The 15,185-nt window shown below is 63.2% G+C and carries 17 protein-coding genes; 10 read left to right on the top strand and 7 right to left on the bottom strand.

Features of this window, described 5'->3' with window-relative positions; translation table 11 throughout:
- Positions 1-34 precede the first annotated feature (34 nt).
- From AC5I5I_RS17510 to AC5I5I_RS17495, 4 genes are read left to right on the top strand one after another with little or no spacing between them, the layout of a single operon-like run.
- Positions 35-961, top strand: a complete 927-nt coding sequence (locus AC5I5I_RS17510) for a fumarylacetoacetate hydrolase family protein (protein WP_495975199.1) — start codon at positions 35-37, stop codon at positions 959-961.
- A gap of 26 nt (positions 962-987) precedes the next feature.
- A complete protein-coding gene (dctP, locus tag AC5I5I_RS17505) occupies positions 988-1,983 on the top strand; it encodes a TRAP transporter substrate-binding protein DctP (RefSeq protein ID WP_495975198.1) in 996 nt (331 codons plus the stop codon).
- A gap of 5 nt (positions 1,984-1,988) precedes the next feature.
- A complete protein-coding gene (locus AC5I5I_RS17500) occupies positions 1,989-2,516 on the top strand; it encodes a TRAP transporter small permease (RefSeq protein WP_495975197.1) in 528 nt (175 codons plus the stop codon).
- 29 nt (positions 2,517-2,545) lie between these two features.
- A complete protein-coding gene (locus AC5I5I_RS17495) occupies positions 2,546-3,841 on the top strand; it encodes a TRAP transporter large permease (RefSeq protein WP_495975196.1) in 1,296 nt (431 codons plus the stop codon).
- A gap of 1 nt (position 3,842) precedes the next feature.
- On the opposite strand, the gene parE is transcribed toward AC5I5I_RS17495, so the two are convergent.
- Complete coding sequence (gene parE / locus AC5I5I_RS17490; RefSeq protein ID WP_495975195.1) at positions 3,843-5,918, bottom strand: DNA topoisomerase IV subunit B; 2,076 nt, start codon at positions 5,916-5,918, stop codon at positions 3,843-3,845.
- Between the two features lie 179 nt (positions 5,919-6,097).
- On the opposite strand from parE, the gene AC5I5I_RS17485 reads away from it, so the two are divergent.
- The 4 genes from AC5I5I_RS17485 to AC5I5I_RS17470 all read left to right on the top strand — a co-directional run bounded on the left by AC5I5I_RS17485 (position 6,098) and on the right by AC5I5I_RS17470 (position 9,721).
- Positions 6,098-6,640, top strand: coding sequence for a DedA family protein (locus tag AC5I5I_RS17485; RefSeq protein WP_495975194.1), 543 nt, complete (start codon positions 6,098-6,100; stop codon positions 6,638-6,640).
- An 18-nt stretch (positions 6,641-6,658) separates the two neighbouring features.
- Positions 6,659-7,441, top strand: coding sequence for an FkbM family methyltransferase (locus AC5I5I_RS17480; RefSeq protein ID WP_495975193.1), 783 nt, complete (start codon positions 6,659-6,661; stop codon positions 7,439-7,441).
- Positions 7,442-7,661: 220 nt separating this feature from the next.
- Positions 7,662-8,678 carry an MBL fold metallo-hydrolase gene (locus tag AC5I5I_RS17475; RefSeq protein ID WP_495975192.1) on the top strand — a complete coding sequence of 339 codons (1,017 nt, stop codon included), beginning with the start codon at positions 7,662-7,664 and terminating at the stop codon, positions 8,676-8,678.
- Between the two features lie 74 nt (positions 8,679-8,752).
- Positions 8,753-9,721 carry an MBL fold metallo-hydrolase gene (locus tag AC5I5I_RS17470; RefSeq protein ID WP_495975191.1) on the top strand — a complete coding sequence of 323 codons (969 nt, stop codon included), beginning with the start codon at positions 8,753-8,755 and terminating at the stop codon, positions 9,719-9,721.
- Between the two features lie 76 nt (positions 9,722-9,797).
- Here AC5I5I_RS17470 and copM read toward each other — a convergent pair whose 3' ends face one another.
- Together copM and AC5I5I_RS17460 are read right to left on the bottom strand one after the other, a co-directional pair.
- Positions 9,798-10,211 (bottom strand): CopM family metallochaperone, encoded by a 414-nt coding sequence (gene copM / locus AC5I5I_RS17465; RefSeq protein ID WP_495975190.1) that lies wholly within the window; start codon positions 10,209-10,211, stop codon positions 9,798-9,800.
- A 66-nt stretch (positions 10,212-10,277) separates the two neighbouring features.
- Positions 10,278-10,631, bottom strand: coding sequence for a hypothetical protein (locus AC5I5I_RS17460; protein ID WP_495975189.1), 354 nt, complete (start codon positions 10,629-10,631; stop codon positions 10,278-10,280).
- 291 nt (positions 10,632-10,922) lie between these two features.
- Between AC5I5I_RS17460 and argC the strand changes: the two genes are divergently transcribed.
- On the top strand, positions 10,923-11,981 hold the full coding sequence (argC, locus tag AC5I5I_RS17455) for an N-acetyl-gamma-glutamyl-phosphate reductase (RefSeq protein WP_495975188.1): 1,059 nt from the start codon (positions 10,923-10,925) through the stop codon (positions 11,979-11,981).
- Between the two features lie 4 nt (positions 11,982-11,985).
- Here the strand turns inward: argC and AC5I5I_RS17450 are convergent, their stop codons facing one another.
- The 3 genes from AC5I5I_RS17450 to AC5I5I_RS17440 are packed head-to-tail and all read right to left on the bottom strand — an operon-like array spanning position 11,986 to position 13,688.
- Positions 11,986-12,774 carry a sulfite exporter TauE/SafE family protein gene (locus AC5I5I_RS17450; RefSeq protein ID WP_495975187.1) on the bottom strand — a complete coding sequence of 263 codons (789 nt, stop codon included), beginning with the start codon at positions 12,772-12,774 and terminating at the stop codon, positions 11,986-11,988.
- Positions 12,775-12,800: 26 nt separating this feature from the next.
- Positions 12,801-13,343, bottom strand: coding sequence for a rhodanese family protein (locus AC5I5I_RS17445; RefSeq protein WP_495975186.1), 543 nt, complete (start codon positions 13,341-13,343; stop codon positions 12,801-12,803).
- Between the two features lie 48 nt (positions 13,344-13,391).
- Positions 13,392-13,688: an ArsR/SmtB family transcription factor gene (locus AC5I5I_RS17440; RefSeq protein WP_495975185.1), complete on the bottom strand. Its 297-nt coding sequence runs from the start codon at positions 13,686-13,688 to the stop codon at positions 13,392-13,394.
- Positions 13,689-13,815: 127 nt separating this feature from the next.
- On the opposite strand from AC5I5I_RS17440, the gene AC5I5I_RS17435 reads away from it, so the two are divergent.
- Entirely contained in the window at positions 13,816-14,685 is an 870-nt protein-coding gene (locus AC5I5I_RS17435) for an MBL fold metallo-hydrolase (protein WP_495975184.1), read from the top strand.
- Positions 14,686-14,726: 41 nt separating this feature from the next.
- Here AC5I5I_RS17435 and AC5I5I_RS17430 read toward each other — a convergent pair whose 3' ends face one another.
- On the bottom strand, positions 14,727-15,137 hold the full coding sequence (locus AC5I5I_RS17430; protein WP_495975330.1) for an MAPEG family protein: 411 nt from the start codon (positions 15,135-15,137) through the stop codon (positions 14,727-14,729).
- Between the last annotated feature and the right edge of the window lie 48 nt (positions 15,138-15,185).

Raw genomic sequence — 15,185 nt, 5'->3', positions numbered from 1 at the left:
GCTCCACTCGATTTTATAAATTCTGGATCACCCGATGGCAACAGGGGCCGATGCCGTGAACTGGTCGCTGGCAACCGTGATGCTCGACGCACCTGTCGGCTGCATCGAAGTCGATGGCGCGCTGTATCGGCTCGAGCCGTCGCTGGCCCGTGTCGGCCTCACCGGCGTGGCGGCCGTGATCGATCTGTTTCCCGACTGGGAGCGTTCACGCGCGGCGCTCGATCGCGCCGCCAATCAGGTGAGCGCCGAAGACCGCGTCGCTGCGGGCGCGCCGCGGCTCGCGCCGCTGCTCTATCCCGGCAAGGTGCTGTGCGCGGGCGCCAATTATTACGATCACATCAAGGAGATGGGCGTTCCCGATACGCGCAAGGAAGCGCAGCGGCTGTTCTTCTTCTTCAAGCCGTCGCGTAACGCGGTGGTGGGCGAGGGCGCCACCGTGCATATGCCGATCGGGACCAAGGCATTCGACTGGGAGGTCGAACTGGCCGCCGTGATCGGCCGCAAGGCGCGAGCGGTGAAGGCTGCCGATGCGCTGTCGTATGTCGCGGGATACACCGTCGCCATCGATTTCTCCGCCCGCGACCACAACCGCGCGCCGGAGACCTTCTACAAGCTCGACTGGGTTGCGGGAAAAGCGCACGACACCTGCGGCCCGATGGGGCCGCGCTTCGTTCCCGCTTCCGCCATCGCCGACCCACAGAATATCGGTCTGAAGCTCTTGGTGAACGGCGAGGTCAAGCAGGACGGCCGCACCACCGACATGATCTTCTCGATCGCCGAGCAGATCGAAATTCTCTCGGCGATCATGACGCTCGATCCGGGCGACGTGGTGATGACCGGCACGCCGGCCGGGGTCGGCGCGCCGAAACAGACATTTCTTTCGGTCGGGGACCGCGTCGACGCGCAGATCGAGGGGATCGGCAAGCTATCGGTGACGATTCAGGAGCCGCTGATCGGGTGAACGGCGCAACACAGGGGAGTGTCGACATGATCACCAGACGGACCATGATAGCGGCTGCTGCCGCGTTTACGCTTTCGATGCCGGGCCTGGCGTTCGCGCAGAGCCAACCGATCCAGTTCCGGATCTCTACCGCGGGCGCCGAACAGGATTGGCTGGCGCGCTCTCTCTATCAGTTCAAGGAAAACGTGGAAAAGGATCTGCCTGGGCAGATCGCCGTCTCCGTGCATCCGAACTCCTCGCTGTTCCGGCAGGGCACCGAATTGCCGGCGATCCAGCGCGGCAATCTCGAAATGAGCACGATGACGACGTTCGAGATCGAGCAGCAGCTTCCCGAATACGGAGTCTTTTCGGGCGGTTACGTGTTCCGCGACTACGATCATATGCGCAAGGTCATGGATGGCCCGATCGGCAAGGAATACATCGCCGCGGTCGCATCGAAGATGGGAATTCAGATCATCGATTTCATCTATCTCGGCACGCGACAGGTCAACCTGCGGCAATTCCGCGAGGTGAAGACTCCGGCCGATCTCGCCGGGGTCAAGCTGCGCATGCCCGCCGGCGGCAACTGGAATGCCATCGGTCGCGGCCTCGGCGTGACGCCGACACCGATGGCGATGCCGGAAGTCTATCTCGCGATGAAGAGCGGGGCGATCGACGGGCAGGAAAATCCGATCGCGCTTGCGCGCTACAACAATCTCCACGAAGTGTCGCAGCAATTCGTGATGACCAACCATCTGGTCCAGCCGGTCGCCTTCGCGATCGCCAAACCGGTCTGGGACAAGCTGACCCCGGCGCAGCAGGACGTGATGCGCAAGCACGCGCGCACTGCCGCCGAGTTCAACGACAAGGGGCGGCGGCAGGACGAGGTTGAAATCGTCGAGTTCTTCAAGAAGGCCGGATTGAAGATTACCGAACCCGATCTCGCTGCCTTCAAGGCCTCGGTCGACAAGCATTATGCGGATGCCGGGTTGTCGCAGAAGTGGCAGCCGGGCCTGCTGCAACGCATCGCCGACACGAAGTAGGCGGCGTGGCCGCCCGGTTCGAAACCTTCGTCACCCGCTTCCGCACTGTCGCGGAGTGGGTGACGACGGCGATGTTCTTCGCGATCTTCGCGATCTATCTCGCGGGCATCGCCGCGCGTTACCTGTTCTCCGCGCCGATCGCCTGGTCCGATGAACTCGCGATGATCGTGTTCATCTGGTGCATGTTCCTGACCGACGCCTTCGTCAACCGCGACAGCGATCATGTCGGCTTCGACATTCTGTGGGAGAGGCTCGGTCCGGGCGGACGCCGCGTCACCGGCTTGCTGCAGACCGGCCTGTTCGGGATCCTCTTCGCACTCGCATTCCCGACCATCGTCGATTACGTGATGTTCCTGTGGCGGGAGCAGACCGCGGCGCTGCAATGGCGGCTGGACGTCGTCTATACGTGTTTTGTCATCTATTTTGCGATGATGATCGTCAGGCTTGCGGCCAAGTTCATCACCCTTGCGGGGCCGGGCTGGCGCAGCGCTGTCGAGGATGACGTGCCCGCCACATCAGATGTGGTCGGCTGAGATGGCGACAGTCCAGCGATGACCGCACGATGAGCTGGCCCTTCATCTCGTTGCTGAGTGTATTCGTGGTCGCCGCCGCCCTGAGGCTGTCGATCGTCTTGTCGATGTTTGCGGCCGGCATCGTCTATCTGTGGGCCAGCAAGCAGGACATCGGCCTTCTGGTCGACCAGACTCTCAACAGCACCATCACGCTCAATATTCTGCTCGCCATTCCGCTGTTCATCCTGACCGCGAACATCATGAACGCCTCGACGATTTCCGAGCGGTTGTGGTCGTTTGCCAATGCCGTGGTCGGCCGGCTGCCGGGCGGGCACGGTCATGTCACCGTGCTGACGAATTTGATCATGTCCTCCATGACCGGCTCCGCGGCGTCCGACGCGGCGGGCGCTGGCATGGTCGCGATCGGCATGATGCGAAAGCAGGGGCATTATCCGGGCGGGCTGGCCGTGGCGGTTGCCGCGGCCTCGTCGCTGCTGGGCCCGCTAATCCCGCCATCGATCCCGATGGTGCTGTACGCGCTGATTTCTGGCGCCTCGGTCGGCGCACTGTTTCTGGCCGGCATCGTCCCCGGGCTGCTGATGGCGCTGTCGATTTCGATCCTGATCCTGCTGATCGCGAAGCGGCGCAATCTGCCGCGCGGCGAGCCGGTGCCGCTGCGGCTGTTGCCGGAAGCGTTCGGGCGCGCCGTCGTGCCGCTGACTTTGCCGGCGGTCCTGCTCGGCGGAATCTGGGGCGGCGTCTTTACTCCGACCGAGGCGGCCGCCGCGGCAGCATTCTGGGCGATCATGATCGGCGCCGTCTGGTACCGGACGCTCTCCCTGGCGGGATTGTACGAGGCGTTCCGCGAATCGTCGCGCCAATCCTCGGTGGTGATGCTGCTGCTGATCTCGTCGTTCATCGTGAACTATGCCATCACTAATGAAGGGCTCGGCGAAGGCCTGTCGCGCTGGATCGCGGCGCTGAACCTGTCGCCGTTTGCGTTCCTGCTGCTGGTCAACGTGATGTTTCTCCTGCTGGGCACGGTGCTCGACGCCGCGGTCATGCTGCTGGTGTTCGTCCCGGTGCTGCTGCCGACGGTGAAGGCGCTCGGCATCGACCTGGTTCACTTCGGGGTGGTGGTGATCGTCAATTTCATGATTGCGATCATCTCGCCGCCCTACGGACTGATCCTGTTCGTGCTGTCGTCGCTGACCAAGGTGCCGATGCGCCAGATCAATCGGGAGATCTGGCTGTTCATCCTGCCGCTGGCGATCGTGCTGCTGCTGCTGATCGCGTTTCCGCAGATCACATTGTTCGTGCCGCAGCTATTCGGACTGATCGGCTAAACTAGACGTCCAGCAAATCCTCGCTTGCGAATTCGGCCTTCTCCTGAATGAAGGCGAAGCGCGCTTCCGGCTTGGTACCCATCAGCTGGTCGACCGATTTCGCCGTGGCGGCGCGGGCTGCGTCTTCGAGCCTGACCCGCAGGAGCGTGCGCTTCTTCGGATCCATCGTCGTTTCCTTGAGCTGGGTGGCCATCATCTCGCCCAGGCCCTTGAACCGGCCGATCTCGACCTTGGCGTTGGCGTGGAATTCCTTCTTGAGCAGTTCGTCCCTGTGCTTCTCGTCGCGCGCATAGAAGGTTTTGCCGCTATGCGAAAGACGGTAGAGCGGGGGCACCGCGAGATAGAGGTGGCCGTCGTCGATCAGCTTCGGCATCTGCCGGTAGAAAAAGGTGATCAGCAGTGACGCGATATGCGCGCCGTCAACGTCGGCGTCGGTCATCACGATGATCTTGTCGTAGCGCAGATCCTGCTCGCGGTAATGGCTGCCGTAGCCGCAGCCGAGCGCCTGGATCAGATCGGCAAGCTGCTGGTTCTGGGCGAGCTTGTCCTTGCCGGCGGAGGCGACGTTGAGGATCTTGCCGCGCAGCGGCAGTACCGCCTGCGACGCGCGGTCGCGCGCCTGCTTCGCCGAGCCGCCGGCGCTGTCGCCCTCGACGATGAAGAGTTCGGAGCCCTGCGCCGCGGTATTGGTGCAGTCGGCAAGCTTGCCGGGGAGGCGAAGCTTGCGCACCGCGCTCTTGCGCGAGACTTCCTTTTCCTGCCGCCGCCGCAAGCGTTCGTCGGCGCGCTCAATGACGAAGTCCAGGAGCTTGTTGGCCTGGGTCGGATTGCCGGCCAGCCAGTGATCGAACGGATCGCGGATCGCCTGTTCGACGACGCGTGCGGCTTCCGGGGTCGCCAGCCGGTCCTTGGTCTGGCCCTGGAATTCCGGCTCGCGGATGAAGACCGAAATCATGGCGCAGGCACCGGCCATGACGTCGTCGGCGGTGATCACGGCCGCGCGCTTTTCCTGGTTGGTGCGGGCGGCGTGATCGCGCAGTCCCTTGAAAAGAGCGGTGCGAAGTCCGCTTTCGTGGGTACCGCCGTCGCGCGTCGGGATCGTGTTGCAATAGGAGGAGACGAAGGGGTCGATGTCCGCCACAAAGGCGATGGCCCATTCCGCCGAACCGTGCCCGGCTTTCTTTTCCGAGCCGCCGGCGAAGATGTCCGGATGAACCCGGGTCGCGCTCTCGATCGAGGCTGATAGGTAGTCCTGCAATCCGCCCGGGAAATGCAGCACGGCTTCCGCGGGCGTGTCGTCCTTGATCAGGGACGGATCGCAGGACCAGCGAATCTCGACGCCGCCGAACAGATAGGCCTTGGCGCGCGTCATTCTGAACAGCCGCGCTGGATCGAACTTCGCCTTGTCGCCGAAAATCTGCGGATCGGGTTTGAAGCGTATGCTGGTACCGCGCCGGTTGTTGACCTTGCCCAGCTTCTCGAGGGCGCCTTTCGGGACGCCGCGGGCGAAGGTCATCTTGTAGAGCTGCTGGCCGCGCGCGACCTCCACCTCCATCTTTTCCGACAAGGCGTTCACCACCGATACGCCCACGCCGTGCAGGCCGCCCGAGGTCTCGTAGACCTGCGAGTCGAACTTTCCGCCCGCATGGAGCGTGCACATGATGACTTCGAGGGCGGACTTTTTCGGGAATTTCGGGTGCGGGTCCACCGGAATGCCGCGCCCGTTATCGGTGATCTGAAGCCAGCCGTCTGCGCGAAGCTGCACCTCGATGAAGGTGGCATGGCCCGCCAGCGCCTCATCCATCGAATTGTCGATCACCTCGGCGAAGAGGTGGTGGAGCGCCTTTTCGTCGGTGCCGCCGATATACATGCCGGGGCGGCGGCGAACCGGCTCGAGCCCCTCCAGAACCTCGATATGGTGCGCGGTGTAGCCGCTTTCGGCGCCGCCTCGCGCGACACTGCCGCGGGCAGCCCCGCGCTTGCGCGCCGCCGGCGACGCCTCGAACAGATCACCGGATTTCTGGGCCTTTTTGTCCGTCTGGCCGGGCTTGTTCACGTTTCGGACGGGCTTGTTCATTTTTGCCATGCGGTTCTTGCAATCCGGGCTGGGTGCGATTCGGAGTGCGCCCACTATGCCACGCGCATGGCAAATCCTTGATAGCGCCAGTGCCCGTTCATAATTTTACCGCGCGCCCGCTGGAACATTGGGAAGCGTCGGGCTAGACCATGGCCCCCGCCGGGTCTTTCACCGAAGTGATGCAAGAATACTCCCAGATCGTCATCGAATTCGTGCGCCAGAATCACTGGTGGGCATTGCCGATCGTATTCGTGCTCGCTTTCGGCGAGTCGCTGGCCTTTCTCTCCCTCTTCATCCCGGCCTGGGCGCTGCTGGTGGCGATCGGGGCGCTGATCAACGCTTCCGGACTGGTGTTCTGGCCGATCTGGCTCGCCGCGGCCGCGGGTGCGGCCGTCGGGGATTGGGTTTCCTACTGGTTCGGATTTCATTTCAAGGATCGCATCGCCCATATGTGGCCGCTGTCGCGACATCCCGACATGCTGCCGCGCGGGCATGCCTTTATGGAGAAATGGGGCATTCCCGGCATTTTCATCGGCCGCTTTTTCGGCCCGCTCCGCGCGACCGTGCCGCTGATCGCCGGTATCCTGGAAATGGATTACTGGAAGTTCCAGATCGCCAATGTGGTGTCGGCGATGCTGTGGGCCTATGTGCTGCTCGCTTTCGGCGATTACGGGATGGGAATTGCCAAATGGTTCGGTCTGACCGGCTCATGGTTCCAGTGAACGGGGCGCGCTGAACCGATGACCGTCCGCACCTTCCGCCATCCGATCGGAGCGGCCGAACGCAAGGCGCGGCATGTCTACGACACCGTCATGCGTTCACTCGGTCGTGTGCCATATGTCGCACGCGCGCAAGGCGCTCGCTTTGTTGTCGACACCACCGATCTGATCGACCGTGAGCTCGCGATCAATGCGATCTGGGAAGCTGAGCAGCTCGAGGATTTCGCGACGATCTGCCGGACGCGGAACGTCGATCGCTTTCTCGATATCGGCGCCAATGCCGGCGTCTATTCAATCATGCTGGCGGCGAAGGGACTGGGCGGGGAGATCACAGCCTTCGAGCCGGATCCGGGAAACCGGGCGCGGCTTGTTGCCAACATCGCCGCCAATGGCATGCAGGATCGTATCCGTGTCGTCCCCTATGCGGTCGGCGACAAGGCGTCGACGGTCACGCTGATGGAAGCCGGCAGCCATAACCGCGGTGAATCCTGGATCGCACATCCGGACAAGCCGCCGGAAGAGGCGCCCGGGGTCGCCAGTCACGAGGTCCGGCAGATCCGCTTCGATGACGAATTCGCCATCGCCGGCGAGACGTTGCTGATCAAGATGGATGTGGAGGGGTCGGAGTTTCACGCCCTGGTCGGCATGGAGCGGACGCTGCGCGACAACCTGTGCTATCTTCAAGTTGAGCTGTATTCGGACCGTTTTGACGAGCTGAAAGCCCTGTTCGCCCGACTTGGCTATCGCTACCTCAAGACCAGTTATATCGATCACTACTTCACGAATATTCAGGACGTGGCCTGACCCGTCGGCGCCCCGCGCGCCCGCGCAGCTGTGCTGCGACCGGGTCGCACAGGACGACGGCAGCGGCGTGGAATATCTCCGACCGCCCGGTGTTCGTCGATCGTTGCAACAATGATCGGGTTTCGGGCCTCTCGCGGCTGGGCTATGGTCGCGGCCGGCGTTCTGAACGGGCAGCAAAAACCGGACAACGAAAGCCGCGCCGATCCAAGGAGGGATAAGCATGAGTGATGTGACACGCCGTAATGTGATGGCCGTAACGGCCGGTGTTTCTGCCGCCGCCATGTTTGGCGGCATCCCGTTTTCGAGACCGGCTGCTGCCCAGGCGGCGGCGTCCGCGCCGGGCGGACAGGCGCCTGGATGGTACCGCTACAAGGTCGGCGATATCGAAGTCACGGCAGTCACTGACGGGATCAATCGGTTCAAGTTTCCGGACGGCTTCGTCGCCAACGTGAAACGCGACGACGTCAACAAGGCGCTCACCGCCGCCTTCCTCGAACCGGACCAGATGGCGATTCCCTACACGCCGATCGTCGTTCGCAATGGCGGCAAGACCACCGTGATCGACACCGGCACGGGTGAAGCCAGTTTCGAAAGCAGCAAGGGCTCGGCCGGTCAGTTCACCCGTAATCTTGCGGCGGCAGGTATCGACCGCAAGGATGTGTCGACCGTCATCATCTCGCATTTTCATGGCGACCACGTGAACGGGCTGCTGATGCCCGACGGCTCACTGACCTATGCCAATGCCGAAATCCTGGTGCCGGACGCCGAGTACAAGTTCTGGATGGACGATGGCGAAATGAGCAAGGCTGCCGGCAACCAGAGAATGGAAGGCCTGTTCAAGAACAATCGCCGCGTGTTCGGTAACGAGAATGTCAAGAAGCAGGTGAAGCCTTATGCGGCCGGCAAGGAGCTCGTGCCGGGCGTCACCGCGGTGGCGACGCCGGGGCATTCAGTCGGGCACACCTCGCATATGATTTCGTCCGGCGGCAAGAGCGTGTTCGTACAGGCCGATATCACCAACGTGCCGTTCCTGTTCGTGCGCAATCCCGGCTGGCACCTGATGTTCGACCAGATCCCGGATCAGGCCGAAGCGACCCGTCGCATGACCTACGACATGCTCGCGACCGACCGGACGATGGTGCAGGGTTTCCATTTTCCGTTCCCGGCCGTCGCCTATATCGAGAAGACCGGCAACGGATTCCGCGAGATAGCGGTGCCGTGGAGCCCGACGCTCTAAGGATCGATTACATGCAAGGCCGCCCGTGAGGGCGGCCTTGTTGCTGCTGGGCATCGTTTTTCGGGAGAGGTGGCATGACCGATTTGACGCGACGACATATGTTGGGTGGCGCAGCGGCGCTCTCTATTGCGGGTGGCTTCGACATGCGGCTTGCGCTTGCGCAGAGTCCGCAGCCTGCGGCCGAAGGTGTGCATCGCTTCAAGGTCGGGGATATTGAAATCGTGTCGATCCTCGACGGCGTGCGCAACGTGCCGCTGAAGGCCAGTCCGACCCGGAGCGCGAGCCTTGCCGAGTTTCAGGAGGCGCTCGCGTTGGATGGGTTGTCGCGCGACGAGATCAATTCGGTTTTCCATCCGCTGCTGGTGCGGACCGGCGGGCGCCTCGTGATGATCGACACCGGCAATGGGCCGCGCAGCCTGTCCGCGGGAACAGGACTGACCGCGCAGCGGCTTGCGGCGCTCGGCGTCGATCCGAAACAGATCGAGACGGTGCTGATATCGCATTTCCACGGCGACCATATCGGCGGGCTCGTCACGATGGAGGGCGCGCCGGCCTTTCCCAATGCCGAGATCAAGGTGCCGCTCGACGAATGGAATTACTGGCTCGATGACGCCAACATGAACAAGTCGGCGGAGGGCTCGAACCTGCGAAATGCACACGGCAATGTGCGGCGTGTATTCGGTGCAATCCCCGGCAAGAGCCTGACGAAATATGAAACCGGTAAGGAGGTGGCGCCCGGCATCGTTGCGATGGCGACGCCCGGCCATACGCCGGGACATTCCTCCTTCATCATCGCGTCAGGTCCAGACAAGCTCTTGGTGCAGGCCGACGTGACGTCCGGCATCGCGTCGGTGTTCGTGCGCCACCCGGACTGGTTCGGCGGCGGCGACATGGACGGCCCGACAGCGGTCGCAACCCGGCGCAAGCTGTACGACATGGTGACAGCCGAGAAGATGCTGATGACCGGCTATCACCTGCCATCTCCCGCCGTCGGTCGCCTCGAGAAGAGCGGCGCGGGCTACCGCTTCATGCCGGCGGCCTGACGCAGACACCGATTCACGGTCCGGATGCCCGAGGCCGCCTGGCACATGCGCCAGGCGGTCTCGATTTTCCACGTGCCTATTTTGCGTTCTGCTTGAGCCAGCCCTGCATCAGCGCGATCTCGCTTTCCTGCGCCTTGATGATTTCCTCGGCCAGTTTGCGGATCTGCGGGTCCTTGCCGAAAGCGAGCACCGTCTTCGCCATGTCGACCGCGCCCTGATGATGCGGGATCATGCCCCGCACGAAGTCGATATCGGCATTACCGGTGAAGGTAATGTCCATGCCCTCGTGCATCTTGGCGTTGATCGCGTGATAGGCGAGGCTCGAGGGGCCGGTATCGCCTTTCGGCTTGGCGCTGCCGTGCGCGGAATGGTCGACAGCTGCGGGCGTTTGATGCGAGCCATGACCGTGGTGGTGCTGTTGCGCGAGGGCGAGCGCGGTGCCGAGCGCCAGGGTGCCGGCCGTGAGGCCAACGATGAGTTTCCGTTTCATTATTGTCTCCAAAGCTGGAATGACGCGCGCAGCCGTAACGGCGCGCGGATTGTGGATCGTCGAGGGTCAGCTTCGGACGCGGGGAGGGGGCAGCGCCGGCGGCGTTTGCAGCGGATCGAGTGCCGGTACCGGTGCCGCGGCCATGATCGTGAACAGGATCGGATGGGGCGGACGCGCTATCGCCGACAGCGGCTCGACCGCGATGAAACAGGCGAAGGCATTGCACTGGCCATGTCGCGGCGCGGGCGCCTGGTCGTCATGGCAGTCCGGTACGGCATGATGCAAGGCGTGATCGGACGGTGCGGGATGCTGACGCTCCGCGGGTGCGGATGCGTGCGCGGGCGAGAATGTCATGACCGGCCCGTGCATCAGGCTCATCGCTCCGTACAGGAGAACGAAGCTCAGACGCAGAAGGGTCATGGCTGCCATCATATGACGTCCGTACGACAGGGCGGGGGCAACCGGAAGCCCGGTGCACCACGGAATTGACCCCAAGACTGCCGCAGCCTATATGGCCGCATCATGACGACTGGAACCATACCTCTGCGCCGCCGCGCGACCGCTTTCGCGGCCGGGCCGGGTTCGTTCGTCTGATCCCAACCTGCCGTGTGCCCTGGAGCCGCGGCGTTTCCTTAAAAATCCCCGCTTTCCAAGGTGCATCCGGCAACTTAAGTACCCGGCGGCGAAATCGGCCGCCTTGCGGAGACTGACATGGCGACTAAAGCGAAAATCGGCATTCTGGGAGCCTCGGGCTATACCGGCTCAGAGCTGGTGCGTCTGCTTATGCGCCATCCGCGCGCCGAGATCGCGCTGCTCACCGCCGACCGGAAGGCCGGGCAGGCGATGCGTGATGTGTTTCCGCAATTCTCGCCATTTGACTTGCCGACGCTCGTTTCCATCGAGGGGCTCGACTGGAAGGCGCAGGCGCTCGATCTTGTGTTCTGCGCGCTGCCGCATGCGACGACGCAGAAGGTGCTGAAGCAATTGCTGGCCGATGCGCCGAACACCAAAGTCGTCGATCTGTCCGCGGATTTCCGGCTCAGCGATGTTTCGGCCTATGCGCGCTGGTACGGGCACGAGCATCACGCGCCGGAATTGCAGACCGAAGCGGTCTATGGCCTTGCCGAAATCCACAAGCGCGAGATCAGGAAAGCGCGGCTGGTCGCCAATCCCGGCTGCTACACCACCTGCGCCCAGCTGCCGCTGGTGCCGCTCCTGAAGAACAAGGCGATCGAGACCGAGGGCATCGTGATCGACGCCAAGTCCGGTATGACGGGAGCGGGGCGTTCGGCCAAGGAGGCCATGCTGTTCTCGGAAGTGTCGGAAGGTTTCCACGCCTATGGCGTCGGCGGCCACCGGCATATGGCCGAGCTCGATCAGGAATTTTCGGCGGCCGCCGGCAAGGAGGTGATCGTCAGCTTCACGCCGCACCTGGTGCCGATGAACCGCGGCATCCTGTCGACGATCTATGTGCAGGGGCGGCGCGGCCGGACCCCGGAAGAGCTTCACGAGATACTGTTAAAGTTCTACGAGAAGGCGGACTTCGTCCATGTGCTGCCATTCGGCGAGACGCCGCAGACGCGGCACGTACGCGGATCGAACTGGACCTTCATCGGGGTTGCGAAAGATCGGGTGCCCGGCCGCGCCATCATCGTCTCGGCGCTGGACAATCTGGTGAAGGGTGCGTCGGGCCAGGCGATCCAGAACATGAACCTGATGATGGGCTATCCCGAGACGATGGGCATCGATCAGGTCGCGCTGTTTCCGTGATTGCCTAATAGGCCGAGCGCAGCAGCGATGTGGTTACGACATAAAGACCGGTGGCGATCACGACTGCGGAGAACACATAGGTGAGGGCGCGCTTCTGGCCCGCGAGCTCGCGCGCCAGCATGAGACCGATGATGCCGCCCGCAGTGCCGCCCAGCACGAACAGGCCGGCGATCCGCCATTCGACGAGGCCGGCAAATGCGTAGCTCGTTGCGGTGGTGGCGCCGAACAACGTGACCGACACCAGAGAGGAGCCGATTGCCTCCAGCATCGGCATGGCGGTGGTGCCGATCAGGCCGGGCACGATCAGAAAGCCGCCGCCGATTCCAAAAAAGCCGGACAGAAGTCCGACGCAGAACCCGGTCGCGGCGAGCAGGGGAAGCAGGCGCGGCGCGGTCGCGCGGTCAAGCCTGACGCCAGCATCATCGCCGCCCTTGCGCGGCCGCAGCATCAGCGCGCCGACCACGATCATCAGTGCGCCGAACAATGCCAGCAGCCTCGCGCCATCCATCATCTTGCCGAGCTGCGCCCCGGCCGCGGCTCCGGCAATGCCGGCCAAGGCGAACGCGATCGCGCAGGGCCAACGGACATTGTTCGCACGCGCATGTCCGATCAGGCTGATCGCAGCGCTGGCCGCGACCGCGACCGCACTGGTGCCGATCGCCGCATGCACCGACGGCATGCCGACCACGTAGATCAGCAGGGGTACGGCCAGGATCGAGCCGCCGCCACCGATCAGGCCGAGCGACAGGCCGACAAGGCTGCCGGAGGCGATCGCGGCGATGGGCTGAATCATCTGCTTTCCAGAAAAGGTGAGCGGGTTCAGACGGCAGATGAAGTCGGCTGCCGGTTCCACGGCATCAGTGCGAGTAGATTTGCCATGCCGCAGAATCCGGTGACACCGGCGTAGACCAGCCCCACGCCGACAAACCCGGCGAGCAGATAGAAGCCGGGCGACACCGTGGCGCCGAGCAGGGTGCCCAGAACCACGAGACTGCCAGCTCCGATCTGAACCTGACGCATGATCGGAAGCGGCGCTTTGCGATCCACCGTGACGGGGAGGCCGGCCTTCTTCCAGGCCTCGATGCCGCCGTCGAGGAGATAGGTCTTGACCCCCGCCGGGACGGAGCCTGCGAGTTGCGTCGCGTTCTGCGTGGTGCGGGCGCCGGAGCGGCAGTGGAAGATCAGCACGTCGTCGCCCGGCCGGGCCGGATTCTCGCGGTCGAGGACCGTCAGCGCGTGATGGCGTGCGCCTTCGATGCGCTCGCGGGCATGTTCGTCGCGCTCGCGGATATCGACGAGAACGGCGCCTTCGCGCATCAGTTCGGCGGCGCGTTCGGGAGAGATCGGTTTCACGGCGGTCATGGTCGGTTTCCTTTTGATGTGTCGCTTTGCGTTGGCTCAACGCCGCGATCACGCATCGTGGCAATAAATATCCTTCAGCACCGCGATGACGCGGGCCACGTTCCGGTCCGCGATGCGGTAGTGGATGGTCTGGCCGTCGCGGCGGGTGGTGACGAGATTGTCGTCGCGCAACTTCGCCAGATGCTGCGAGACCGCCGATTGGCCAATCCCCGCCGCGGCGACGATTGCATTGACGGACATTTCGCCCGTGGCGACCAGGCGGCACAGGATGAGCAGGCGGGTCTCGTTGGCGAGCAGCTTTAACAGCTGCGCCGCTTCACCTGCGCGCTGTTCGAGAATGTCCATTGCCAAAACGGCCATCGGTGAGCCTTGGGTTTCGCTTTGTGTATATTACGTATTGCTAAATTAGAATTTATGAATATGTTTGTCAAGGCAGCGATGATTTTAAACCCATCAGGGAGACTTTGGAGCCATGAGAACCATGCCGGACATCAAGGCTTTCTTCGACGAGCCCACCAATACCGTGAGCTATCTCGTGGCCGACCCGCAGACCAAGCAGGCTGCGGTGATCGACCCGGTCCTCGATTACGACCACAAGAGCGGCAAGGCCCACGTCCGCTCTGCTGATGCGATCCTGAAATACGCCGCCGATCATGGCTTCACCATCGCCTGGGTGCTGGAGACCCACGCCCATGCCGACCATTTGTCAGGGGCGCCCTACATCAAGGCCAAGACCGGCGCCAAGGTCGCCATCGGCGAGCACATCAAGGATGTGCAGCGCATCTTCCGTCCGGTCTTCAATGCCGATGACGTGTCGGGCGACGGCAGCGAATTCGACAAGCTGCTGGCAGATGGCGAGAGCTTGAACATCGGCAATCTCGTGGTTGAGGCGATCTACACGCCAGGCCACACCCCGGCCTGCATGTCCTACAAGATCGCCGACGCGGTGTTCGTGGGCGATACGCTATTCATGCCGGACTATGGCACCGCACGCGCCGATTTCCCCGGCGGCGATGCCCGCACGCTGTACCGGTCGATCCAGAAGCTCCTGGCGCTGCCGCCGGAAACGCGCCTGTTCATGTGCCATGACTACAAGGCGCCGGGCCGTGAAAATTATGCGTGGGAAACGACGGTCGGCGAAGAGCGCGCCCGCAACGTGCATGTCGGCAAGGGGGTGAGCGAGGACGACTTCGTCGCCATGCGGGAAAAGCGCGACGCGACGCTGGCTGCGCCGGTCCTGCTGCTGCCTTCGATCCAGGTCAATATCCGCGCCGGCAAGTTTCCGCCGGCGGAGTCGAATGGTGTCCGTTACCTGAAGGTTCCGATCAAGCTGGCCTCGTAACGTCCGGGGGCATGCGCCAACAGCGCATGCCCCTTCCGGTTTCAGACGATACGGAAGATCGCAAGGACCAGAACGGCTTGCGCGAGGAAGCTGACAAAAAAGGCCAGTGTGCGGAAGACCGGCAGACCGGCGCCGTACACGATCGCATGGGCGAGCCGGGACCAGAAATAGACCGCACAGGCAAGCGCCGTGGTCCGGGTCGAGATGTCGAGGGTGTTCAGGATCAGCACCAGCGGGGCGAAGGTCACCAGGTTGTCGACCGCATTGGTGTGCGCGAAATACAGCCGGTGCGCCCAGGGCGATTGCGGCTTGTCCTTGGGCGAGGGATTGTCGAGCGTGCCCCAGAGGCCCCGGACCTTGATGCGGTCGAGCGTGTAGGGGATCCAGATGACCAGCGTCAGGATGCAGGTCATCGTCAGCCAGAACAATTCCTTCGAAAGCTGCCCCGTCATTTCGCCCAGCACGATCGCCTCCATTCGATTCCCGAAACGTCCCAGTTA

Source organism: Pseudorhodoplanes sp. (assembly GCF_059499825.1).
Note: the sequence above shows the minus strand (reverse complement) of the source record. Positions and strands in the feature narration are given on the sequence as shown.

Coding starts and splice junctions, on each gene's coding strand:
- AC5I5I_RS17510 (WP_495975199.1), top strand. CDS start 35: ATGGCAACAGGGGCCGATGCCGTGAACTGGTCGCTGGCAACCGTGATG.
- dctP (WP_495975198.1), top strand. CDS start 988: ATGATCACCAGACGGACCATGATAGCGGCTGCTGCCGCGTTTACGCTT.
- AC5I5I_RS17495 (WP_495975196.1), top strand. CDS start 2,546: ATGAGCTGGCCCTTCATCTCGTTGCTGAGTGTATTCGTGGTCGCCGCC.
- parE (WP_495975195.1), bottom strand. CDS start 5,918: ATGAACAAGCCCGTCCGAAACGTGAACAAGCCCGGCCAGACGGACAAA.
- AC5I5I_RS17485 (WP_495975194.1), top strand. CDS start 6,098: ATGCAAGAATACTCCCAGATCGTCATCGAATTCGTGCGCCAGAATCAC.
- AC5I5I_RS17480 (WP_495975193.1), top strand. CDS start 6,659: ATGACCGTCCGCACCTTCCGCCATCCGATCGGAGCGGCCGAACGCAAG.
- AC5I5I_RS17475 (WP_495975192.1), top strand. CDS start 7,662: ATGAGTGATGTGACACGCCGTAATGTGATGGCCGTAACGGCCGGTGTT.
- AC5I5I_RS17470 (WP_495975191.1), top strand. CDS start 8,753: ATGACCGATTTGACGCGACGACATATGTTGGGTGGCGCAGCGGCGCTC.
- copM (WP_495975190.1), bottom strand. CDS start 10,211: ATGAAACGGAAACTCATCGTTGGCCTCACGGCCGGCACCCTGGCGCTC.
- AC5I5I_RS17460 (WP_495975189.1), bottom strand. CDS start 10,631: ATGACCCTTCTGCGTCTGAGCTTCGTTCTCCTGTACGGAGCGATGAGC.
- argC (WP_495975188.1), top strand. CDS start 10,923: ATGGCGACTAAAGCGAAAATCGGCATTCTGGGAGCCTCGGGCTATACC.
- AC5I5I_RS17450 (WP_495975187.1), bottom strand. CDS start 12,774: ATGATTCAGCCCATCGCCGCGATCGCCTCCGGCAGCCTTGTCGGCCTG.
- AC5I5I_RS17445 (WP_495975186.1), bottom strand. CDS start 13,343: ATGACCGCCGTGAAACCGATCTCTCCCGAACGCGCCGCCGAACTGATG.
- AC5I5I_RS17440 (WP_495975185.1), bottom strand. CDS start 13,688: ATGGACATTCTCGAACAGCGCGCAGGTGAAGCGGCGCAGCTGTTAAAG.
- AC5I5I_RS17435 (WP_495975184.1), top strand. CDS start 13,816: ATGAGAACCATGCCGGACATCAAGGCTTTCTTCGACGAGCCCACCAAT.
- AC5I5I_RS17430 (WP_495975330.1), bottom strand. CDS start 15,137: ATGACGGGGCAGCTTTCGAAGGAATTGTTCTGGCTGACGATGACCTGC.